General features: G+C 49.3%; 18 protein-coding genes. 8 read left to right on the top strand and 10 right to left on the bottom strand.

Annotated features, from left to right (window positions below):
• Positions 1-29: 29 nt before the first annotated feature.
• The 7 genes from K0H59_RS20685 to K0H59_RS20655 all read right to left on the bottom strand — a co-directional run bounded on the left by K0H59_RS20685 (position 30) and on the right by K0H59_RS20655 (position 7,328).
• Positions 30-1,277, bottom strand: a complete 1,248-nt coding sequence (locus tag K0H59_RS20685; protein ID WP_011627648.1) for a glutamate-5-semialdehyde dehydrogenase — start codon at positions 1,275-1,277, stop codon at positions 30-32.
• An 11-nt stretch (positions 1,278-1,288) separates the two neighbouring features.
• The gene (proB, locus tag K0H59_RS20680; RefSeq protein WP_220054248.1) at positions 1,289-2,395 is read right to left on the bottom strand and encodes a glutamate 5-kinase; all 1,107 of its coding nucleotides are present in this window, start codon (positions 2,393-2,395) and stop codon (positions 1,289-1,291) included.
• A 9-nt stretch (positions 2,396-2,404) separates the two neighbouring features.
• Positions 2,405-3,901 carry a sodium/proline symporter PutP gene (gene putP / locus K0H59_RS20675; protein WP_220054247.1) on the bottom strand — a complete coding sequence of 499 codons (1,497 nt, stop codon included), beginning with the start codon at positions 3,899-3,901 and terminating at the stop codon, positions 2,405-2,407.
• 3 nt (positions 3,902-3,904) lie between these two features.
• Positions 3,905-4,081 (bottom strand): hypothetical protein, encoded by a 177-nt coding sequence (locus tag K0H59_RS20670; RefSeq protein ID WP_167373676.1) that lies wholly within the window; start codon positions 4,079-4,081, stop codon positions 3,905-3,907.
• 324 nt (positions 4,082-4,405) lie between these two features.
• Positions 4,406-5,761, bottom strand: coding sequence for a glutathione-disulfide reductase (gorA, locus tag K0H59_RS20665; protein WP_220054246.1), 1,356 nt, complete (start codon positions 5,759-5,761; stop codon positions 4,406-4,408).
• A gap of 167 nt (positions 5,762-5,928) precedes the next feature.
• Positions 5,929-6,444, bottom strand: a complete 516-nt coding sequence (locus K0H59_RS20660) for a hypothetical protein (RefSeq protein WP_220054245.1) — start codon at positions 6,442-6,444, stop codon at positions 5,929-5,931.
• Positions 6,445-6,539: 95 nt separating this feature from the next.
• Positions 6,540-7,328, bottom strand: a complete 789-nt coding sequence (locus K0H59_RS20655; protein ID WP_220054244.1) for a hypothetical protein — start codon at positions 7,326-7,328, stop codon at positions 6,540-6,542.
• A 268-nt stretch (positions 7,329-7,596) separates the two neighbouring features.
• Here K0H59_RS20655 and prlC point away from each other — a divergent pair, with 268 nt between their 5' ends.
• Entirely contained in the window at positions 7,597-9,636 is a 2,040-nt protein-coding gene (gene prlC, locus K0H59_RS20650; RefSeq protein ID WP_220054243.1) for an oligopeptidase A, read from the top strand.
• 128 nt (positions 9,637-9,764) lie between these two features.
• On the top strand, positions 9,765-10,295 hold the full coding sequence (locus tag K0H59_RS20645) for a thioesterase family protein (RefSeq protein WP_011718763.1): 531 nt from the start codon (positions 9,765-9,767) through the stop codon (positions 10,293-10,295).
• Between the two features lie 276 nt (positions 10,296-10,571).
• Here the strand turns inward: K0H59_RS20645 and K0H59_RS20640 are convergent, their stop codons facing one another.
• Positions 10,572-11,219 (bottom strand): glutathione S-transferase family protein, encoded by a 648-nt coding sequence (locus tag K0H59_RS20640; protein WP_088212807.1) that lies wholly within the window; start codon positions 11,217-11,219, stop codon positions 10,572-10,574.
• A 202-nt stretch (positions 11,220-11,421) separates the two neighbouring features.
• Here K0H59_RS20640 and K0H59_RS20635 point away from each other — a divergent pair, with 202 nt between their 5' ends.
• On the top strand, positions 11,422-12,111 hold the full coding sequence (locus K0H59_RS20635; protein ID WP_220054242.1) for a DNA-3-methyladenine glycosylase I: 690 nt from the start codon (positions 11,422-11,424) through the stop codon (positions 12,109-12,111).
• Between the two features lie 101 nt (positions 12,112-12,212).
• Here K0H59_RS20635 and K0H59_RS20630 read toward each other — a convergent pair whose 3' ends face one another.
• Positions 12,213-12,959 (bottom strand): TorF family putative porin, encoded by a 747-nt coding sequence (locus tag K0H59_RS20630; protein ID WP_086902476.1) that lies wholly within the window; start codon positions 12,957-12,959, stop codon positions 12,213-12,215.
• A gap of 843 nt (positions 12,960-13,802) precedes the next feature.
• On the opposite strand from K0H59_RS20630, the gene K0H59_RS20625 reads away from it, so the two are divergent.
• The 4 genes from K0H59_RS20625 to K0H59_RS20610 all read left to right on the top strand — a co-directional run bounded on the left by K0H59_RS20625 (position 13,803) and on the right by K0H59_RS20610 (position 18,849).
• Entirely contained in the window at positions 13,803-14,951 is a 1,149-nt protein-coding gene (locus K0H59_RS20625; RefSeq protein ID WP_220054241.1) for an efflux RND transporter periplasmic adaptor subunit, read from the top strand.
• A gap of 9 nt (positions 14,952-14,960) precedes the next feature.
• Positions 14,961-18,095: an efflux RND transporter permease subunit gene (locus K0H59_RS20620; protein ID WP_011718758.1), complete on the top strand. Its 3,135-nt coding sequence runs from the start codon at positions 14,961-14,963 to the stop codon at positions 18,093-18,095.
• Positions 18,096-18,204: 109 nt separating this feature from the next.
• A complete protein-coding gene (locus K0H59_RS20615; RefSeq protein ID WP_220054240.1) occupies positions 18,205-18,501 on the top strand; it encodes a hypothetical protein in 297 nt (98 codons plus the stop codon).
• A 48-nt stretch (positions 18,502-18,549) separates the two neighbouring features.
• Positions 18,550-18,849: a hypothetical protein gene (locus K0H59_RS20610; RefSeq protein WP_086902473.1), complete on the top strand. Its 300-nt coding sequence runs from the start codon at positions 18,550-18,552 to the stop codon at positions 18,847-18,849.
• 90 nt (positions 18,850-18,939) lie between these two features.
• On the opposite strand, the gene K0H59_RS20605 is transcribed toward K0H59_RS20610, so the two are convergent.
• Positions 18,940-20,547, bottom strand: coding sequence for an AbgT family transporter (locus K0H59_RS20605; RefSeq protein ID WP_309304154.1), 1,608 nt, complete (start codon positions 20,545-20,547; stop codon positions 18,940-18,942).
• Between the two features lie 467 nt (positions 20,548-21,014).
• Here K0H59_RS20605 and K0H59_RS20600 point away from each other — a divergent pair, with 467 nt between their 5' ends.
• On the top strand, positions 21,015-21,581 hold the full coding sequence (locus K0H59_RS20600; protein ID WP_220054239.1) for a LemA family protein: 567 nt from the start codon (positions 21,015-21,017) through the stop codon (positions 21,579-21,581).
• The last annotated feature ends 9 nt before the right edge of the window (positions 21,582-21,590 follow it).

Here is a 21,590-nt window from a genome sequence, read left to right as displayed (position 1 = left end):
AATCTGTTATTGCTGTTCGACTAATCACACTAAGCCCTAATCTGTCCTGTGCCTGAAACTAGATATTTTTCAGTGGTTAAGGCTTCGAGTCCCATGGGGCCGTAGGCATGTAGCTTAGTGGTGGCGATGCCGATTTCGGCGCCGAGGCCGAGTTCGCTGCCATCGGAAAAGCGCGATGAAGCATTCACCATAACGACCGAGGCATCCACTGCGCGTTGAAAGCGGGCGGCGGTGAGTTCATTGTCGGTGCAAATCACCTCGGTATGGTGGCTGCCAAACTTAGCGATATGTTGGGTGGCAACCTCAAAGCTGTCGACTTGGCGAATGGCGATTTCTAAGTCCAAGTATTCTTGGCCAAAATCTTCTTCTGCCATATAAGTGCAGGCGTCGAAATACGCGGCGGCCGGAGGACATGCATTGATTTTAACTTGATGCTCGGCCAGTGCTTTGGCGACGCGGGGCAAGAATCGCGGCGCGATATCCTTATGCACTAACAAGCCTTCGAGGGCGTTGCATACGCCTGTGCGTTGGGTTTTGCCATTGAGCAGCAAATCCAAGGCGATATCTTGATTGGCGTCTTTATCCACATATAAATGGCACACGCCCTTAAAGTGCTGAATAACCGGAATGCTACTGTTTTCAGTGACGTAATTAATCAGCCCTTCCCCACCGCGAGGGATGATCACATCGATAAATTCCCGTTGTTGCATCAGTTCGAGCATCAGGGCGCGGTCAGGATCGGGGATCACGCTGATAAGTGCTTTAGGCAAGCCATAGGCGGTCAGTACCGCCTGTAAAATGCTGGCGATCACTTGGCTGGTGTGTAGCGCTTCCTTACCGCCACGCAGGATCACCGCATTGCCGGATTTAAAGCACAATGCGCCGGCATCGGCGGTGACATTAGGGCGCGCCTCATAAATCATGCACACCACGCCGAGTGGCACGCGCATCTTACTGATAGATAAACCATTGGGGCGTTTACCGATAAAACGCTCACGCCCAACGGGATCGGGCAGAGCGGCGATGGTTTCGATTCCTTGCGCCATCGCCTCGATGCGGTGTTGGTTCAGCGTGAGGCGATCGACCATTGCAGGGCTTAAGTTATCCTGAGTCGCTCGGTGCACGTCAATTAGGTTCGCGCTTTGGATTTCATAACTTTTTTCCCTTAATGAGCGCGCCATATCCAGTAATACGGTGTTTTTAAGCGACTCATCGAGTTGGGCGAGTGTGCGGGCCGCATGGGCGGCATCGGCAGATATTTGTTTAATTAGGCTCATAGTTTCTCCACTCAAATGGATTTAAGAATGGCGATATTCTTATCGGAAATGATGGGGCCGGTTTTTTGCTGGAATTCACTGGCAAACGCCTGATCATCCTGCTCGGTAATAAAACTCAGTAGGCAACTGCTGTAGTTAGATTTGGCTTTCGCCAACTTAGTGCCATCGCCTTTACGCACTAGAATGGTGTCGCCCACTGAGAAATCCCCTTTGACTTCAACCACATCATCGCTGGTTAATTGCTCGCTGTGCTGATCGAGTGCGAGGTCAAAATCATCCTCGACGATCACTTCGCCCTGCGCCTGCGAGGTGTGGGTCATCCAATGCAAATGCTCCTGCATCGGTTTTTCGTAGGGGGTAAAGAGGGTGCCCGGATTTTGCCCCTTTAGCAGTTGGCTAAAGGAATCGGCATTAAAGCCATTGATAATAAAGGTTTCAATGCCGTGGGAGATGGCTTTTTCGGCGGCTTGGATCTTAGTGCGCATGCCTCCGGTGCCAACATCACTGCTGGCGCCTCCCGCCATTGCATAGATATCGGCATTGATTTCAGTGACTTGCTTTATCAAGTTGGCATTGGGATGCTCGTGGGGATTTTGATCATAGAGTCCATCCACATCCGAGCAAATCACTAAGGTGTCGGCATCGGCCGCAGCCGCCACCATGGCCGAGAGATTATCGTTATCGCCAACCTTGAGTTTGTCGGCGGTCACGGCGTCATTCTCATTGATAATCGGCATTAAACCGTGTTCGAGCAGGCTAAAAATCGTGTCTCGAATACTGATATAACGCTCGCGATTACGTAAGTCGCCATGGGTCAGCAGCAGTTGGGCGGTAGGAAAATCAAATAGCTTATTCCACGTCGCCATCATATCCGCCTGACCCGCAGCCGCCATGGCCTTTTTCACCGTGACACTCGGCTGAGCTTGGCCCTCAAAATGATGCCACCCAGCGGCAACCGAGCCGGACGAAACCAGTACCACTTGGATACCTTGGACGCGGCAGTAAGTAATAAACTGCGCGATACCCAAGAGATAATGGCTGCTGCAACCTTGCTTGTGGGGCGCGATTAAGGCGCTCCCCACTTTGACGACGATACGTTTACGGGGAGAGTCAGTCATTGCGCCTCCTTAGCTTTCCTCGGCCAATACACGGCCGGCCTGATGGAATTGCTTAGTGGTTTTAGCGCACGGGTCGTTATCGAACTTGCTCACCAGATAAATCACTGTGCTACTGACAACAAAGCCGGGGATCATCTCATACACTAAGCTACTCAATGCCTTACCGTCGGCAAGCACGGGGGCATAAATCCAAAAGAGTACCGTGAGCGCACCCGAAATAATCCCCGCAATCGCCGCTTTATGGGTGAGATTGGCTTTATACAAACTAAACAGCACCAGCGGACCGAAGGCGGCACCAAAGCCTGCCCACGCATTACTCACAAGGGAGAGGATGCTGTTAGAGCGATCAAGCGCGAATAGCGTTGCGACAATGGCAACACCTGCGACGCCGTAACGACCCATTTTTACCATCTCTTGCTCGCTCGCTTGTTTCTTCGACAGCGTGCGATAAATATCTTCGGTCAGCGAACTCGAGGAGACTAATAACTGCGAGGAGATCGTGCTCATAATGGCTGCGAGAATCGCTGCCAGCAGGAAGCCGCTGATTAAGGGATGGAACAGTAACTCTGAAAACACGATAAAGATGGTTTCAGGATCCGAAAGCTTCATGCCAAATTTATTGGCGTAGGCGATACCAACCAAGCCCGTCGCTAAGGCGCCGATAATGGTCACTGTCATCCAACTGATACCGATGCGGCGTGCGGTTTTAATGTCGGCGACTGAGCGGATCGCCATAAAACGCACAATAATATGCGGCTGGCCGAAATACCCGAGTCCCCACGACAGGCTGGAAATTAAGCCTAGCAGGGTCACATTTTGCATAGCATCGGTAAAATGCGGGATCGACTGATAGGCAAAGTTCATCATGCGATCTGCGCTGGTAAATTCTTGATATGCCACGAAAGGCACTAACACCAAGGCGACAAACATAATGCAGCCTTGCACAAAGTCGGTGAGGCTAACGGCTAAAAATCCCCCCAGCAGAGTGTACGACACCACGACGGCTAAGGTGACGACTAGGCCGATATCGTAGTTCAGTCCAAAGGCGGATTCGAACAACTTGCCGCCAGCGACTAATCCTGCCGAGGTATAGAGGGTGAAAAAGATCACTATGATGGTGGCGGCAATAATGCGAATGCTGTTATCGGCCTGCCCAAAGCGTTTGGCGAAGAACTCAGGAATCGTCAGCGCGTTATCGGCGACCTCTGTGTAGACCCGCAATTTAGGGGCGACTACAAGATAATTGATTAGAGCACCAATTAATAATCCGAGGGCGATATACAGGGTTTCAAACCCCACTAAAAACATGGCGCCGGGCAGGCCCATCAGCATCCAGCCACTCATATCCGAGGCGCCAGCCGAGAGTGCCGTGACGTGTGGGCTCACTTGGCGGCCACCCAAAATGTAACCAGAGACATCATCGGTCGACTTACGATAGGCGAACAAACCAATAGCGAGCATGGCAATAAAGTAAATTGCCAATGAAACGTAAGAGAGGGAATTCATCGATTATTTTCCTCCTAACGCTTTGTTATTTTGAATGAAGCTCGGTTTCAAAATGACAAAGAGATAGGTACTTAGAATAGCGAACAGGCAGAAATATTGTAGTGTTCCATGAAGGCGTTCCCGGGTGGAACGGATGATCTGTGAGATGGGGTTTTCATCTGCAGCATGCTGAGCTGACATAATGCCTCCTTGATTTATTTAAGATGAATAATAGTTAGTGTTATAACTATAATAAGTTCTTTATTAGTAAGATATCAAGTTGAAATGCCCAATTTGCATACTTTTGGTTGGTGTAAAGCAAGAGAAATTGATTTGAATACTGATAAATTTACCTGTGCTTTTAATGGTAAATTGGGGCGAAAGAGTGGGATGTTAAGAGCGGATAAATAAGCTTGATGGCTTAGCGTTGAACATAAAAAAGCGGCGCTGAGAATATCAGAACCGCTTCGATAAAATGCAACATTCACAGGCTATTGAGCCTGATTTAAGGCTTGAGTCATGCGCTTAGCGCATGGTCACAAATTCCTCTGCCCCAGTGGGGTGGATGGCGACAACGGCATCGAAATCGGCTTTGGTGGCACCCATTTTCATGGCGACGCCAAATCCTTGGAGGATCTCATCCATACCAAAACCAATGCCATGAATACCCACGACTTTCTCTTCTTTACCCGCGCAGACTAGCTTCATTTTACAGGCCTGACGGTGGCTAGTGACGGCGGTATACATTGAGGTAAAGCCTGAGGTGTAAACCTTTACATTATCATCACCATATTGAGCGCGGGCTTCTGGCTCGGTTAAGCCCATAGTGCCAATCGGAGGATGGCTGAATACCACGGTTGGGATTTGGCTGTAATCCATTTTGGCATCGCTCATGCCGTTGAATAGGCGCTCGGAGAGTAAGCGACCGGCCTTAACTGCAACGGGAGTCAGTTCCACACCGCCCGCCATTATATCGCCCACGCAATAAATGCCTTTGTGGGTGGTATTTTGCTGCGCATCGGTAATTACATAGCCTTTGTTATCCAGTTGCACATCGGTGTTTTCTAAGCCGATATTACCCGTTGCGGGTGAGCGGCCAATGGCCCAAATCAGGCAATCAACGGTCACGCTTTCGCCATTCTCCAGATTCAGAGTCAGGCTGTCATCAGCATTTTTGACCACAGATTGTGGGACGCTGTTGGTGTGCAGGGTTGGGCCTTCGGTCTTCATGGCATCGACTAGGGCGTCGATTAGCATAGGATCGAAGTTACGCAGCGGCGCATGTTTACGCACAAACAGATGAGTCTCACTGCCAAGTGCATGTAAAACGCCCGCGACTTCGACGGCGATATAGCCTGCACCGACGACAGCGACACGTTTAGGTTGTTCGCGTAGGGCGAAGAAACCATCGGAATCAATCCCGTATTCCGCACCAGGAATGTTTGGGATAGTAGGTGCGCCGCCAGTGGCGATCAGGATATGGTCAGCCGTGTAGTGCTCACCATTTACTTCAATCGTGTTGCCATTAACGAAGCGGCCATAGCCATTTAGCAGGGTGACTTTGTTATTGGTAAAGCCGCGACCGTAGGCCTCGTGGATGCGACCAATATAGGCTTCGCGGCTGTTTACTAAGGTGTTCCAGTCGAATTTGTTGACTGAAACATCAAATCCATAATCTTTGGCGTAGAGGTTCATGGCTTCGGCGATATGTGCGCCATACCACATGACTTTTTTAGGCACGCAGCCCACGTTTACGCAGGTGCCGCCAACATGTTTTGCTTCGATGAGTAGAACTTTAGCGCCACGCATGGCAGCTCGGTTAGCTGAGGCGATACCGCCGCTGCCTGCGCCTAGGCAGATATAGTCAAAATGTTGAGCCATGAGTTTCTCCGTCTAACTCTAAGAATGAGGTGCTTAATAGCAGAAGGTCATTGTAGGTTGGAATGGGTTTGCAGACCAGCCCATTAGGTTGCTTTGCTATAGACCTTGTTTTGTCGCAAAAAATCTCAGCAACGCATCCACTTTAGCTATGGGCGGTTAGTTCAAGCTTAACGGCGATATTGGCAGCGATAGTGATCGTCTTGGTTTGGCCCTTCTGCGCCGCATTTGAGGCATTGCCATTCCTGCTGGCGGGCACTGAGCTCATCGGTCTGATAGCTTGCGGCTTTGTCGGGGCGGTTGCCAATCTGGGTTTCGAGTTGTGACATGCGGGCATTAAGCCAGCGGCAACTGGGGTTGTTAGCGACCCTCTCTCGGCTGGCGAGTTGTTGTTTGCGGCTCTGTTTTTTCTTTTTCGATGACGTCGACTTTGCCTTATGGGTATTTGTTTTCGCAGGCATATTGTCGGTGTCGATAACGGGAGATTGGTAATCTAAGGCGCTTTGTTGAGCCGGGATAGGGAGTGGTTTCCCTTCACTATCGAGTAGGGTTCCTAAAGGTAGGGGCTCTGTTGCGGCTTGTTTGGATAATGCTTCTAATTCTGGCTCGGCAGCAAATGATGATAAGCCATAAAATATCAATAAGATAAATGCGTTAGATAGCCATTTTATATGATGAGTTAACATTCCCTGTTCCTCGCCCATGCTGAGTCGTTCCATCGACTTCTTGAGTGTAGTTAGGGCCAGAAGAGTTTGCCAAACGGAGAAGCGTGCTTAAAAACTTAGAAACTCATATTGAAGTGGACACCCGCATAGGTTTGATCCTGCGAGCTAAAGTCGCCATTGGCGGTCGCTTCTTGCTCAATATCGTTCTGGGCAATGCTGTGGCTAATATGGCCACTGAGACTCATATTATCGGCCAGATCATAATTAGCCTCTAAACCAAATTGGAGGTGATTACGGCCATTGTGGTCTTCTGTTCTATATTTAAAATCAAGCCCTTGGGTTATATAAGGAGCGAGAGTAAAGCTTTCACTCAGTTGCCAATAACTGTGTAGACTCAGCTCGACAAAATAGCCTGCAGCCTCGGTGGAATACACATAACTCACCGAAGGCACTAACCAAGGGACGGCGGTGTAGGCTAATTCTGCGAACAGTTCGTTATCCTGACAGCGACTGCTGCTATAACCTTCAATCCGCTGATAACCCAGATTCGCCTCTAAGTGTTCGCTAAGGTTTAACGCGTATTCGAGACCAATGTTCCACTCGGTATAAGCTTGGCTATCGCCGCGTCCGACAAGGGCGTAGGTTGTCAGGTTGCCGTACTCAACGCTGGCGTTCATCCAATAGATTCCGCCATGTTCAAGGTTGTTACGTCCTTGGGACACATATTTGCTATCCCAACCTAAGTCTAGATTCGCGGTCCAAGGTGCTGTGGTTGCTGCGGGTAGTACGCTGCTTGAGACACCTTCGGTTTGCACTAAGCTCTCGTTCGCCAAGCATGGGTGGCTCAAGCAAATGACGCTAATCACGCCGACGGCACTAAGGATGGGATGAAGTGAAGCTGCCATATTTAAGCCAATCTGATAAAAGATGCGGAATATGTGCAGATATTAACTCAGGTGAATATGATCGTTAATGAGAATGGATTTGATTTGCGATCAGCTCGTCAAGATTGAATAAGTAAATTTGGTGTAAATCTTAATTGTGAACTGGCTCGCTTTTTTCTTTGTGGAATACGGCTAGGTGTATCTGCGAAGGGGGCAATCGGTTTTCTCGCCTTGATAAATAGCAGATAAGCCCTTATTTATTAGCTACACAGATTGTAGAGGAACCATTATGAGCAACCCTTTGCTTAACGGCGCAAAATTACCGCTTTTTTCCCAGATTAAACCTGAACACATTCAAGTTGCCGTTGAGCAGGCCATTGCTCAGTGTCGTGCCAAGATTGATGAAGTGCTGCAAACCCCTGGGCCTTTTACCTGGGATAACTTAGTCGCTCCACTCGAGCAAGTGGATGATGAGTTAAGCAAGATTTGGTCGCCTGTCTCCCATATGAACTCAGTGGTGAGCACAGATGAATGGCGCGCCGCCCATGATGCTTGTTTGCCACTGTTATCCGAATACGGCACCTATGTGGGTCAACACCAAGGGCTATACGAGGCCTATAAATCCCTGCGTGCATCGGCAGACTTTGAGCAATTAAGCCAAGCACAGCAGATGGTGATTGAACACAGCTTACGGGACTTCGAGCTTTCGGGTATCGGCTTAGATGATGGGCAAAAAGTGCGTTATGGTGAAATTGTTAAACGCCTATCTGAGTTGACGAGCGGCTTTTCGAATCAACTGCTCGATGCGACCCAAGCTTGGACTAAGTTAATTACCGACGAGGCAGAATTAGCCGGTTTACCCGATTCAGCCAAGGCGGCCGCCAAAGCGATGGCCGAGGCGCGCGAATTAGAAGGTTGGTTATTTACCTTAGATTTCCCTTCCTATTTACCCGTGATGACCTACAGCGAAAACCGTAGCCTGCGTGAAGAGTGTTACTGCGCCTTCGTGACGCGCGCTTCGGATCAAGGTCCAAATGCGGGCGAATTCGATAATGGTCCCTTGATGGACGAAATCCTTGCGCTGCGCCACGAGCTGGCACAGTTGTTAGGCTTTGATAGTTTTGCCGAAAAATCCCTCGCGACGAAAATGGCCGAAACGCCAGCGCAGGTGATGGCATTCTTAAACGAATTAGCGCTGCGCTCAAAGGATCAGGCCAAGGCCGAATTAGCCGAGTTAAAAGCCTTTGCGCAGGAGCATTATGGCGTGAGCGAAATGGCTTCTTGGGATTTGAGTTTCTACGCCGAGAAGTTACAGCAACATAAGTATGAGATTTCTCAAGAGTTGCTGCGTCCTTACTTCCCCGAAGATAAAGTGCTTTCTGGCTTGTTTTACACCGTCTCGCGCCTATTTGGCTTAAAGATTGTCGAGCAAACCGAGTTCGACCGTTGGCATAAAGACGTGCGCTTCTTCGATATTTTCGACGAAACGGGCGAACACAGAGGCAGCTTCTATTTAGACCTATACGCCCGCACGGGTAAACGTGGCGGCGCTTGGATGGATGATTGCCGAGTGCGTCGTCACACACCTACGGGTCTACAAAAGCCTGTGGCTTATCTTACCTGCAACTTTAACGGCCCAGTAGATGGCAAACCGGCACTCTTTACCCACGATGAAGTGACGACGCTGTTCCACGAATTTGGCCATGGCATTCACCATATGCTGACCAAAATCGACGTGGCAGGCGTGTCGGGCATCAACGGCGTGCCTTGGGATGCGGTCGAATTACCTAGCCAGTTTATGGAAAACTGGTGCTGGCAAGAAGAAGCCTTAGCGGAGATCTCCGGTCACTACGAAACCGGTGAGCCTTTACCAAAAGCCATGTTAGACAAGATGTTAGCGGCGAAAAACTTCCAATCAGGCATGATGATGTTGCGCCAGCTGGAGTTTTCACTGTTCGATTTTAGACTGCACCACGAATATGACCCCGCCAAAGAGGCGCGTATTCAAGAGACCTTGGACGAAGTGCGTCGTCAGGTAGCCGTGTTAATTCCGCCAGCATTTAACCGTTTCCAACATGGTTTTGCGCATATTTTTGCGGGCGGTTATGCCGCGGGTTACTACAGCTACAAGTGGGCAGAAGTGCTGTCGGCGGATGCGTTTTCTCGCTTCGAAGAGGAAGGCATCTTCAATCCTGACACTGGCCGTAGCTTCCTACACAACATTCTCGAAATGGGCGGTTCAGCCGAGCCTATGGACTTGTTCAAACAGTTTATGGGACGCGAGCCGAGTATCGATGCGCTGCTGCGCCACTCTGGGATTGCTGCTTAAGCCAGACTCAATAGGAATGCTTGAGCATAAAAAGGCGCCATTTGGCGCCTTTTTTGTGAGCCAGATCTCGCTTGCCCTCTGGTATGACCTCTGTTAGCCTGTGGCTCTTATTTTTAGGGCGACTGCATATGAATCTGTATTTCCGTTTGTTTTGGTTGTTGTTTTGGCGCACGCGTCACTGCCGTAAGATTGATTTTTTGGGCACAAGCCGCATTACTTACCGGGCATTGCCTAGCGATTGCGATATCAACTTCCACCTGACCAACTCCCGTTATCCGGCGTTTATGGATCTGGCGCGCACTTATATGTTGGCCGAAATGGGGCTGTTGAAGCGCTTCCTTAAATTAAAGTGGATGCCGATTGTTAACGCCGCCGAATTTACCTATATCCGCGATATCAAGCCCCTGAAAAAGTTTGAGATTGAAACCAAAGTTGTGGGCTGGGACGAGAAATATTTCTATATTGAACAACGCTTTGTGAGCGAACGCGGCTTGCACTGCATAGTGCATGTGCGTGGGGTGTTTGTCTGTAAAGGTAAGCAAGTACCCTTGGATGTGTTAGTCAAAGAGGCGGGTTATACCGATCCTGCTCCCGAGTTGCCGCCAGAAGTCATTAAATGGAAAGCGTTTTTACAGTTGAAGAAAGAACGCAATCGCTAGGGCGTGTTGACGTTTCGAGATTAGATTTTGTTCGTTCTGGCAAGCTCGTGCTCGCGAAACGAGGAATGACGTGTAGTTATTCTACTCAAATGACGAGTGACAAAGAGAACGAGCTTGCTAGACGAACCCTTCGGGCAGCGTTTGGCTGACGTTTCTGCTGCGTTATCGTCCGTTTATGTAGAATAACTACACCGCACGGACTTCGCCTTGCATAAACGCCAGCCAAATTGCTGCAAAAATAACCCTGAAACGTCAACACGCCCTAATGTGTTGGCACTAGGGAATACTCCTGATGCCAGTGTCTTCCTCCATTTCGGCGAGTAGCACTTCTTCAAGCACCAGCATCCAGGCGCCGCGCAGCTGCGCCTGTTGCCAGTAACGCACTAACTCATCTAAATCCAGCAGGTTTAAGTGGGCAAAACTGTAGCTTAAACAGGGAATAAGTGCGCAGTCGGCCAAGGTAAAACTGTCACCGCAAACCCAGTGATTCTGGCTCAAATGGGCATCAAGGCGCTGAAACTGGATAAACATCTGCTTTTCTATCTGCTTGATCTCAAATTCATGCCCTTCGGGCGCATGCTTTAATTTTTCCAATTGAAATAATGGGTTATTGATATCGTTATCAATAATGCGATCGAATAAGCGCACAGCAAGATTACGCTCGGGTTCGGTGGGCAGTAACTCGGTACCGTTTCGAAAATGCCTGTCTAGGTATTCGATGATGATGCTGGACTCGGGGAGCAGTTGGCCTTCGTGGGTTTTGAGTAACGGCAGTTTGCCGGGAGGATAAAATTGCTGGAATGTTTGACGCGCTAACGGGTCGCGCAAATCGGTGATCCGCGGGTAAAAGTTCGCTTGTTTTTCATAGAGAGCAATCAACACCTTCTGTGAATAACGTGATAACGGATGATAGAACAGCTCCATAGGTGTCGACCCCACAACCCCTGCATTTTTGACTCTACGACTTAACTTTAGTCGCTATCAAGGCGCTTGCTGTAGGATTTCCCTTAAAAGTAGTGGAAGTGGCGTAAAAGGGGTTTGCCATGCGGAATGAGCCGCTCGCGCTAAAATTCGGTACTATTAGCCTTAACATCGCAGTGAAATAGAGATAACCAAAGGTAACAGTATGAGCCAGTTAGAAAGTTTCTCATCCATCTATGCCAGAGCGAGTGAGCGCAAGGGCGGTAAAAAGGGGCTCGAAGCATTGTTGCCTGGCTGCCTGACCAGTGCCGAAATTCGCCAGTATGATGATGCCAGACTGCTCTCAGCTATGAGTCGGCAGGTGTTTCAGAGTGGCTTTGTCTGGCGTGTGGTCGATAATAAGTGGCCCGCCTATGAGAAGTCTTTCTTTCATTTCGTGCCTGAAAAGGTATTGATGTTGTCGCCCGAGCAGATCCAAACCCGCGCCGCGGATGCGACCTTAATTCGCCATTTAAAGAAGACCCAAGCGATTTATGATAATGCCTTGATGATCCATGATATCGCCCGCGAACATGGCAGCTTGGCTAAGCTGATTGCCGACTGGCCGACCGAAGATATCGTCGGGCTTTGGGCACTCTTAAAGAAACGAGGCGCTCGCCTCGGCGGCAATACTGGACCGTATTTCCTGCGCGGCATTGGTAAGGATACCTTTTTGTTAACCGATGATGTGCAAGGTTATTTTAAGGCGCATAAGTTGGTGGATGCCGGTTTTAGCTCGCAAACCGCGCTAAAGCAGGTGCAGGCAGCCTTCAATCAATGGCAGCAAGAATCGGGTCGGTGTCTTGCGGATATTAGCCGCGTCTTAGCTTGTAGCGTGGGTGATAATCGTATTTAGATAAAAAAGGACCAGCCAAATTGGCTGGTCAAGGCTCGATATTTCAAGCAATTGGAGTACTGCAGGGAAGCAGCGGGATGAACGGGTAAGTCACATAACGATTAAAAGCTTTTACTGATCCCAATGACGACTCTGTCATCGAAGATTTGAGTTTGAGTGCCATAGACCTTATGGTCACTGTCGACTGTGCTGCCGTGGTAGCGTAGGTCGAAGTTGAGGCCGTAGTAAGCTTTGCTCAAGCCAATGTTCCAGTGGCCCCAACCTTCGGCGCCATCACCCGTGAGGTCTTGATAACCCACAGAGGCCGAGATTTTTACGCCATTGTCAAAGCTATAGCTTGGGTGCAAGGCATAGTTAACCCCGTGCCAGCCATCGACACCAAACCAATCATCAACCGTTGGGGTGACTTCGAGTTGCAGATTTGCGCGGCCAAATTGTTTACCCACTTTTAACCATAACTCGGTGTAGTTGGAGTAGGACGCACCGGGATAGAGGTATGAAAACAACATCACATCATAGGTAAAACCTGAGTCGCCAAATTCCCCCGCTTTACCAATAAAAGGTGCAGTAACGATTTCTAAGTTAGGGTCGGCAAATTTGATGTTGGAGCTAAATACCCCCGCATACCAGCCTTGATTGTGATTCCAGCTCAGGGTGCCTTGTACGACGGGAATATCGCCGTCTAAGGTTTCTGATTCACCACGAAACACATAGTCGGATGCAAAGTTAAGGTTGCCGTTAATGGTGCCGCCAAAGAGTTGATTATCTTCGGCGCCGTGGGAGCTTGCCGCCAAAGAAAGCAACGCCCCTGTCAGCAAAAATTTAGTACGAGTCTTCATAATCATCATCTCAAAGTATTGGGAATTGTTAGCGCACCTTTATCGTAAAAATAAGTTGTGAATAGCGCTGCAACTTGGGATGAACCAATGACGAAAAGATATGAATGAATGTGAACAAGCGGCGAAATAACCGAGTTTGCCGGAGATGTGTTTGTGATCTAATTAATAAAAATACGTTTTTTGGGAAGCAGAGTTTCATTAAATGGGGTGTAAAAAGCCATTTCAGATTTGCCCTCAATTAAGCTTGGTCATAAAATGTCGCGTTCAAAGAGTTGAGTGTCACTCATTTCTGCTGATATGTAGATTCAAAGCGAATTTACATAAACCATACATCATTACCGTTACATCAATAGAATTAAGCATTCGAGTTTTGTAGCGTCTTGTTTGCATCACCATGAGTGAGAAAGCCATATTGGGCTCGGGCAAACAAGCCAAGCTAAACGACTGATGGTATATGCAAAAATGCTTATTTATTGGCGTAATGTAGTCGGATAAGTGTCATTTATATCGAATAGACTGTTATCAGGGGTTGCTTGATAGCAGCCTGTGGTGTCGAACAGGTTTGCAACATTTTCGATATAGAGTAGGCTGAATAAGTGTTTTGTATCGTACAACGCTAACAAGCTTATCCACTATTAACATATTTCTTAAATAGGATAACAATTCAATCAATAAGGTATTCGCGAAGGTGTGAATATTTTCATTAGTTTACACTTTAGTTTGTTTATCTTTCTTGTTCATCCTTATAGGGTATGCGATAAGTAACAGATTTGATTTTAGTTATAATTACGGCCGTCAGTTCACCTTTGAAAGCGTGAAAAAACGGTAGCGTTAATATTTAAAGGAGTTCTCATGCGGCAGACAATTAAACTTGCCTCAGTAATCAGCGTGGCGTTGTGGATGGCAGCTTGTAGCCCTCAAGAGGATAAGGCAGCTCAAGCAGGCGCTGGGCCGCAGAGTATGGAAGTTGGTGTAATCAACGTGGCGGCCAAGCCTCAGGTTATCCAAATCGAATTACCCGGCCGCAGCAAGGCGTTCCTCGAAGCCGAAGTACGTCCTCAAGTCAGCGGTATTATTACCAAGCGTAGCTTTGTCGAAGGCGGCCATGTGAAGCAGGGCGAGTCCCTCTATCAAATCGATTCCGCGCCTTACAAGGCAGCACTGGTGAGCGCTAACGCCGATTTAGCCAGAGCGAATGCAAGTCTTGCTTCTGCTAAGGCCAAAGCGGCTCGTTATCAACAATTGGTAAAGACTAACGCCATCAGTAAGCAAGATTTCGATGAAGCCGAAGCGGCTTACAAAGAAGCGCTGGCAAGCGTGACAGTCGCTGAAGCGGCAATTAACACCGCCAAAATCAACCTCGAATACACCGAAGTGTTAGCGCCAATTTCTGGCCGTATCGGTAAATCGAGTGTGACTGCGGGTGCGCTGGTAACGGCAAACCAAAGCCAAACGTTGGCGACCATTCAGCAGCTCGATCCTATCAATGTGGATATCGCCCAATCGAGTGCCCAATTGCTGCGCCTAAAAGCGAAATTACAGCAAGGTAAGCTGCAAGCGGCTGATAACGCTGACGTGCAGTTAGTGCTTGAAGACGGCACTGTTTATGGCCACAGCGGTAAGCTGCAATTTGCTGAGGTGAGTGTGGATGAAAACACGGGCTCAGTGATCCTGCGTGCAGAATTCCCTAACCCAGATGGCCTCTTACTGCCTGGCATGTATGTTCGCGCCGTGTTGAATACTGGTACCGATCCTCAAGCCATCCTAGTACCGCAAAAAGCCATTAGCCGTAACGCTAAGGGGCAAGCCGTGGCTATGGTGGTGAACGATCAAGGCGTAGTGGAAGCAAAAATTGTAACCACCGCTGAAGTTATCGACAATCAATGGCGTATTACTGCCGGTTTGGAAGCGGGCGATAAGTTGATTGTGGAAGGATTACAAAAGATCCGTCCAGGTGCACCAGTCACTCCCAAAGTTATTTCTGAAACCCAAGCACAATAGGGCATAGCTATGGCACGTTTTTTTATTGATCGCCCCATCTTTGCGTGGGTGATCGCCTTAATCATTATGTTGGCGGGGGTTCTATCGATCCGATCCCTGCCAGTCTCGCAGTACCCCAGTATTGCGCCACCGACAGTGGTGATCAGTGCGAACTACCCAGGTGCTTCGGCCAAAATCGTTGAAGACTCAGTGACTCAGGTGATTGAGCAACGTATGAAGGGTATCGACCACCTACGTTATATCGCATCGACCAGTGATAGCTTTGGTAACGCGTCTATTACCTTGACCTTTAACGCGGAAGCCGATCCGGATATCGCGCAGGTTCAGGTGCAGAACAAGTTACAGGGCGCTATGACTCTGTTACCACAAGAGGTGCAATCTCAAGGGGTTAACGTTAACAAGTCAAGCTCTGGCTTCCTAATGGTACTGGGCTTCGTCTCGACCGACGGTTCTTTAGATAAGGGTGACATCGCCGACTATGTGGGCGCTAACATCCAAGATCCTATGAGCCGTGTACCTGGCGTGGGCGAAATTCAGATTTTCGGTGCCCAATATGCGATGCGTATATGGTTAGATCCATTGAAGCTGACCCAATACAATCTCACCAGCTTAGATGTGGTGAGCGCTATCCGTGCGCAAAACGCGCAGGTATCAGCAGGTCAACTCGGTGGTACGCCATCACTGCCAGGACAAGAGTTAAACGCGACAGTATCGGCACAGAGCCGTCTGCAAACGCCAGAACAATTCCGCAAGATCATCATCAAATCCGATACTTCGGGTGCGAACGTGTTCTTGGGTGATGTGGCGCGTGTTGAATTAGGTTCAGAAAGCTATGCGGTAGAGTCTCTGTATAACGGCAAACCCGCTTCTGGTATTGCGATTAAGTTGGCTACTGGTGCTAACGCCTTAGACACGGCAGAAGCCGTTCGCGCTAAAGTTGAAGAGTTACGTCCCTTCTTCCCTGCTGGGCTAGATGTGGTTTACCCCTACGATACAACGCCATTCGTTGAGAAATCGATTGAAGGCGTGGTACACACTCTGCTCGAAGCTATCGTACTGGTGTTCGTCATCATGTACCTCTTCCTGCAAAACTTCCGTGCGACGCTGATCCCAACCATCGCAGTACCTGTCGTATTGCTGGGTACCTTTGCGATTCTGTCGGCAACGGGCTTCTCCATCAACACCCTCACCATGTTCGCTATGGTGCTGGCAATTGGTCTGCTCGTGGACGACGCGATTGTGGTGGTGGAAAACGTTGAGCGGGTAATGGCCGAAGAGGGCTTAAGCCCACTCGAGGCGACCCGTAAGTCGATGGATCAAATTACTGGCGCGTTAGTCGGTATCGGTCTGACCTTGTCTGCGGTATTCGTACCTATGGCGTTTATGTCGGGTTCTACCGGGGTAATTTACCGTCAGTTCTCGATCACAATCGTTTCTGCGATGGCGCTGTCTGTGCTGGTGGCCTTGATTTTAACGCCTGCACTCTGTGCGACCATGTTAAAACCTTTGAAGAAGGGCCATGGCCATATCGAAACCGGTTTCTTCGGCTGGTTTAACCGTGGCTTCGATCGCTTAACGAACCGTTATGAATCGAGCGTGGCTGGTATTATAAAACGTAGCTTCAGAGTCATGATGATTTACGCTGCATTAGTTGTGGCAGTGGGCTGGATCTTCATGCGCATGCCAACGGCATTCTTACCCGACGAAGACCAAGGTATCTTGTTCACGCAAGCGATTTTGCCAACCAACTCAACCCAAGAAAGTACGCTTAAAGTGCTGGAGAAAGTCTCTGACCACTATCTGGCTGAAGAGGGCGTGAGATCGGTGTTCAGCGTGGCGGGCTTCAGTTTCGCGGGTCAAGGCCAAAACATGGGTATTGCCTTCGTTGGCTTGAAGGATTGGTCTGAGCGTGAAGCGCCAGGTATGGATGTGCAATCTATTGCGGGCCGCGCGATGGGCGTATTCAGTCAAATGAAAGAAGCCTTCGTATTCGCCTTCGTACCGCCTGCGGTAATCGAGCTGGGTACGGCTAACGGTTTCGACATGTACCTGCAAGATAAGAATGGTCAAGGGCACGACAAGTTAGTCGCAGCGCGTAACCAATTGTTGGGTATGGCGGCACAGAATCCAAACCTCGTGGGCGTTCGTCCAAACGGTCAGGAAGATGCGCCAATCTATCAGTTGCATATCGACCACGCCAAACTGAGCGCCTTAGGCATTGAGATTGCGAACGTGAACAGCGTACTCGCAACCGCATGGGGTGGCTCTTATGTAAACGACTTTATCGACCGTGGTCGTGTGAAGAAAGTTTACGTACAGGGTGATGCACAATACCGTATGCAACCTGAAGACTTAGACACTTGGTACGTGCGTAACAACAAGGGCGACATGGTGCCATTCTCGGCCTTCGCAACGGGCGCATGGGAATATGGTTCACCTCGTCTAGAACGCTTCAACGGTTTACCTGCCATGAACATTCAAGGCGCAACGGCTCCTGGTTTCAGTACTGGTGCGGCGATGAATATCATGGAAGACATGGTGAAGCAGTTACCACCTGGCTTTGGTATCGAGTGGAACGGCTTATCCTATGAGGAACGTTTATCGGGTAACCAAGCGCCAGCGCTGTATGCTCTGTCGATTTTGGTAGTATTTCTCGTACTGGCAGCCCTGTATGAGAGCTGGTCTGTACCGTTCGCAGTAATCCTAGTGGTTCCGCTCGGTATTATCGGTGCCCTGCTGGCGATGAATGGTCGTGGCTTGCCAAACGACGTGTTCTTCCAGGTGGGTCTGTTGACGACGGTCGGTTTGGCGACGAAGAACGCCATCTTGATTGTGGAATTCGCCAAAGAATTCTATGAGAAAGGTGCGGGTCTTATTGAGGCGACCTTACATGCGGTCCGCGTGCGTTTGCGTCCAATTCTGATGACGTCACTCGCCTTCGGTCTGGGTGTTGTACCGTTAGCGATTAGTACGGGTGTAGGTTCTGGTAGCCAGAACGCCATCGGTACTGGGGTACTCGGCGGTATGATGAGTTCGACCTTCCTAGGTATCTTCTTCGTGCCGTTGTTCTTCGTGATTGTGGAACGTATCTTTAGTAAGCGCGAGAAGAAAGGTAAAGAAGAAAAGCCGACCTCGGCGGAGTAATCTAACCTAACACTCTTAAAGCCCTGCACATGCAGGGCTTTTTGTTGGTGTATCGTTACTACGATGGATAGCCAGCATTAGCCAATTCAGGCATATTGGTGGAATCATAATGGATGGAGAGCTTGGTATGTCGGCACAGGAACTTGCGGCACTGGATAAAGCCATAGCCAAGGGAAAGAGGTTTTTTATCCTAGTGGTTGGCGTGTTGTTTTGGGGTTGTATGACTTCAGTCGTGGTCGCCACTATCCATTATTTGACCTCAGATACATCCTTTTGGGGCGAGTTAGCTCGGGCACTCTATCTTTATCCAGCGGCAGGTCTTTTATTTGGTTGGTTTGCCTGGGTGCAGCTACAACGTAAAAGAGATAGACTGCGCGCCGAATATTATCAGCCGCATAATGAGTAACAGTGCGTTGGCTTTAGGAGCAAAGTGGTGTCATCGGTGAGAGGTTCTATGACTAAGCAGCTTATCATGGCCGTCGTTTGCCATTGTATCGCCGTGGGCATGGTCGCCTATGGCGCCTATGAGTTTTATCTTGAGCAGCTGGCCGTTCCTGAGCTGACTCGCCTCTTTGCCGTCGCAGTATTTTTTATTGGCATGGGGCTCGACCCTAATATGTTTTTTACTCCCCTCAACCAAGTGATGAGTCAGGCCGAGGATAAATCGCCTAAGGCAAAATTACAGACTGTGGTGTTTAATCTGGGGGTTTTCTTGCTGATCTGTAGTTTTTTAATGGAATGGTTATACGACTGAAGCCGTTTATTCCAGTATGAATTCGGACATCAAAAAGGGCGTCGAGCTTAGCTTCGACGCCCTTTTTGTTAGGGATGGAGTTAGACCAGCTTAAGGCGTGTAGTAAGTGGCTGCGCCTGGTCCCACTGGCAGACCAAAGCCAAACACCCACAGGAAGAAGAACGCCGTCCAGCCAACGAAAAACACTAAGGTGTACGGCAGCATAGTGGCGATAAGCGTGCCTATGCCAAGGTTTTTTTGGTAACGGCAAGCCACGGCCAAAATCAGCCCGAAATAGCTCATCATAGGCGTGACTAAGTTAGTCACTGAGTCGCCAATACGGTAGGCCGCTTGAATGGTTTCGGGCGCATAGCCGACTAACATCAGCATGGGCACAAAAATCGGTGCGGTAATGGCCCACTGGGCCGAAGCGCTACCCAGCATCAAGTTGATAAAGCCACAGATCATAATAAAAAACAGGAACAGGATTGGCCCCGTTAAGCCAATGGATTGCAGGGCATCGGCACCCAGCACGGCTAGCACGGCGCCGAGATTACTCCAGTTAAAGAAGGCCACAAATTGCGCCGCAAAGAATACCAGTACGATATACAGCCCCATAGTGCTCATGCTGTGTGACATGGCATTGATAACGTCTTTATCGTTTTTAATACTGCCAACGACCTTGCCGTAGACAAAACCGGGGATAGCAAAACAGATAAAGATAAAGGCGACTATGCCTTTGAGGAAGGGCGAACCCGAGACTAGACCGGTTTTCGGATCGCGCAGTGGCGCACCCTCTGGCACGACGGACAGCGCAAGGAATACCGCTAGCACCAGCATAGATAATCCCGCCCACTTGAGGCCGCGTTTTTCCAGCTTGGTGACATTACCCATGGATTGATGCACGGTTCCATCGGCATCATCGCCTTGATATTTGCCCAGTTTCGGCTCGACAATTTTCTCGGTCACAAAGGCGCCGAGAAAAGTAATCACAAAGGTCGAGACAAACATAAAGTACCAGTTAACCTCGGGGCCGACGTTGTAGTCGGGATCGATCATTCGCGCCGCCGCTTCAGTGATACCCGATAACAACGGATCGACAGTACCGAGCAATAGGTTGGCGCTGTATCCCCCTGATACCCCGGCAAATGCCGCAGCAAGACCAGCTAGGGGATGGCGACCTAAGGAATGGAAGATCATCGCCGCCATGGGAATTAATACCACATATCCAAGCTCAGCCGCGGTATTCGACATAATGCCGGCAAATACGATAGTTAACGTCACCAAACGCTTCGACGCGCCCATAACGAGTGCTCGCATCGCCGCGGATAACAGTCCAGAACGCTCGGCGATACCCACACCCAGCAGGGCGACCAGCACAGTGCCTAAGGGCGTAAAGCCGGTGAAGTTAGTGACTAAGTTGGACACTATCATCCGCAAGCCTTCGGCATTCATCAGGCTGACGACGTGGATAAGTCCATCGGCGCCACGTCCGTGGGCGCCTTCGGGGCGCGGATCGGTCACCGTTAATCCAAAGTAGCCCGCAACGCCAGATACTAAGATCACGGCGACACAGAACAGGGCGAACAAGGTAATAGGATGGGGGAGTAGGTTCCCTAAGCGTTCGACAATATTAAGAAAACGGACAAACCAGCCGCGAGAACTCATGTCGTCGGCCTGTGGTGAATTGACGGGAATATCGTTGGATTTCGAGCTCATTCTCTTGCCTCTGTCGACCTTTGCTAGCGCATTCTTTACCCGGGAGCAGAATCGATGCGGCGTACTTGGCAGAGCTATGTCTGGCCCAAGTGGTTGGATTAACGCTAAGGTGAAAGTTAAAAAATTGGCCGAAAAGTATGATGGTTAAGCTTTAATTGAAACTTAAATGTTGCAACTGCGGCTGTGCGGCGGATTATGAGGGGAAATGCGGGATAAAAAAATGGACTCACTAGGAGTCCAGTATTCACGAGCAAAAAGGTTGCTCTTAACGTTGTGCATATACACTATAGCCTAGTTTTTCTGTATCCAAGCTGAATAATCTCGCTGGTTATTTTGTTGTTTAATGCTCTGACCAGAATCGCTAAAGCTAATATTTCATTGCGTTAGCTATCGCTTTAGATGAAATTCTTAGCCATTTATGTTTAGCTGTACCCGTTGAGACTAAGAACAAACCCTAAGGATGGAAGATGGACAAACTGTTATTAGGATTAGCGCTGATTTTTATCGTCACCTACCTTTGGTACGTCAGCCTAGTCAAAAAGCGCAATACCGCCCTCGAAGCCCTGTCGGGGATCGATGTGCAGTTAGCCAAGCGCGCCGATCTTGTGCCCAATATCCTCAAAATCGCTAAGCGATTTATGGATCATGAAAAGTCATTACTCACTGAAATCACTGAGCTACGTACGCAATTAACCCGCAATTACAACAAGACAGATCCCAATGCGGTGAAAGAGCATATTGCACAAGCTGAGAAGCTTAACGATAAAATGGGTGCCTTGATGGTGAGCGTTGAAAGCTATCCCGAGCTGAAGTCAGACAACACTATGCTCGAGGCGATGCAAACCTATAACGAGGTCGAAGCCCATATCTCTGCTGCCTGTCGTTTCTATAATTCGGCGGTGTCTGAGCTAAATACCGCCGTTGAGATTTTCCCCGGGTCGATTATTGCGTCGATGGCAAACATTAAGGTGATGCCATTCTACGAGGTGAATGAAGCCTCTAAAGCGCCCATTGACGCGGCGGATTATCTGTAATCCTTCGAT

This window comes from Shewanella sp. FJAT-51649, from assembly GCF_019457435.1.
Lineage (GTDB): Bacteria > Pseudomonadota > Gammaproteobacteria > Enterobacterales > Shewanellaceae > Shewanella > Shewanella mangrovisoli.
This window is presented reverse-complemented; position numbering and strand designations above follow the sequence as displayed.

Bases quoted from the DNA above. Each gene is read 5' to 3' on its own strand.
- K0H59_RS20685 (WP_011627648.1), bottom strand. From the start codon at position 1,277: ATGAGCCTAATTAAACAAATATCTGCCGATGCCGCCCATGCGGCCCGC.
- proB (WP_220054248.1), bottom strand. From the start codon at position 2,395: ATGACTGACTCTCCCCGTAAACGTATCGTCGTCAAAGTGGGGAGCGCC.
- putP (WP_220054247.1), bottom strand. From the start codon at position 3,901: ATGAATTCCCTCTCTTACGTTTCATTGGCAATTTACTTTATTGCCATG.
- K0H59_RS20670 (WP_167373676.1), bottom strand. From the start codon at position 4,081: ATGTCAGCTCAGCATGCTGCAGATGAAAACCCCATCTCACAGATCATC.
- gorA (WP_220054246.1), bottom strand. From the start codon at position 5,761: ATGGCTCAACATTTTGACTATATCTGCCTAGGCGCAGGCAGCGGCGGT.
- K0H59_RS20660 (WP_220054245.1), bottom strand. From the start codon at position 6,444: ATGTTAACTCATCATATAAAATGGCTATCTAACGCATTTATCTTATTG.
- K0H59_RS20655 (WP_220054244.1), bottom strand. From the start codon at position 7,328: ATGGCAGCTTCACTTCATCCCATCCTTAGTGCCGTCGGCGTGATTAGC.
- prlC (WP_220054243.1), top strand. From the start codon at position 7,597: ATGAGCAACCCTTTGCTTAACGGCGCAAAATTACCGCTTTTTTCCCAG.
- K0H59_RS20645 (WP_011718763.1), top strand. From the start codon at position 9,765: ATGAATCTGTATTTCCGTTTGTTTTGGTTGTTGTTTTGGCGCACGCGT.
- K0H59_RS20640 (WP_088212807.1), bottom strand. From the start codon at position 11,219: ATGGAGCTGTTCTATCATCCGTTATCACGTTATTCACAGAAGGTGTTG.
- K0H59_RS20635 (WP_220054242.1), top strand. From the start codon at position 11,422: ATGAGCCAGTTAGAAAGTTTCTCATCCATCTATGCCAGAGCGAGTGAG.
- K0H59_RS20630 (WP_086902476.1), bottom strand. From the start codon at position 12,959: ATGATGATTATGAAGACTCGTACTAAATTTTTGCTGACAGGGGCGTTG.
- K0H59_RS20625 (WP_220054241.1), top strand. From the start codon at position 13,803: ATGCGGCAGACAATTAAACTTGCCTCAGTAATCAGCGTGGCGTTGTGG.
- K0H59_RS20620 (WP_011718758.1), top strand. From the start codon at position 14,961: ATGGCACGTTTTTTTATTGATCGCCCCATCTTTGCGTGGGTGATCGCC.
- K0H59_RS20615 (WP_220054240.1), top strand. From the start codon at position 18,205: ATGGATGGAGAGCTTGGTATGTCGGCACAGGAACTTGCGGCACTGGAT.
- K0H59_RS20610 (WP_086902473.1), top strand. From the start codon at position 18,550: ATGACTAAGCAGCTTATCATGGCCGTCGTTTGCCATTGTATCGCCGTG.
- K0H59_RS20605 (WP_309304154.1), bottom strand. From the start codon at position 20,547: ATGAGCTCGAAATCCAACGATATTCCCGTCAATTCACCACAGGCCGAC.
- K0H59_RS20600 (WP_220054239.1), top strand. From the start codon at position 21,015: ATGGACAAACTGTTATTAGGATTAGCGCTGATTTTTATCGTCACCTAC.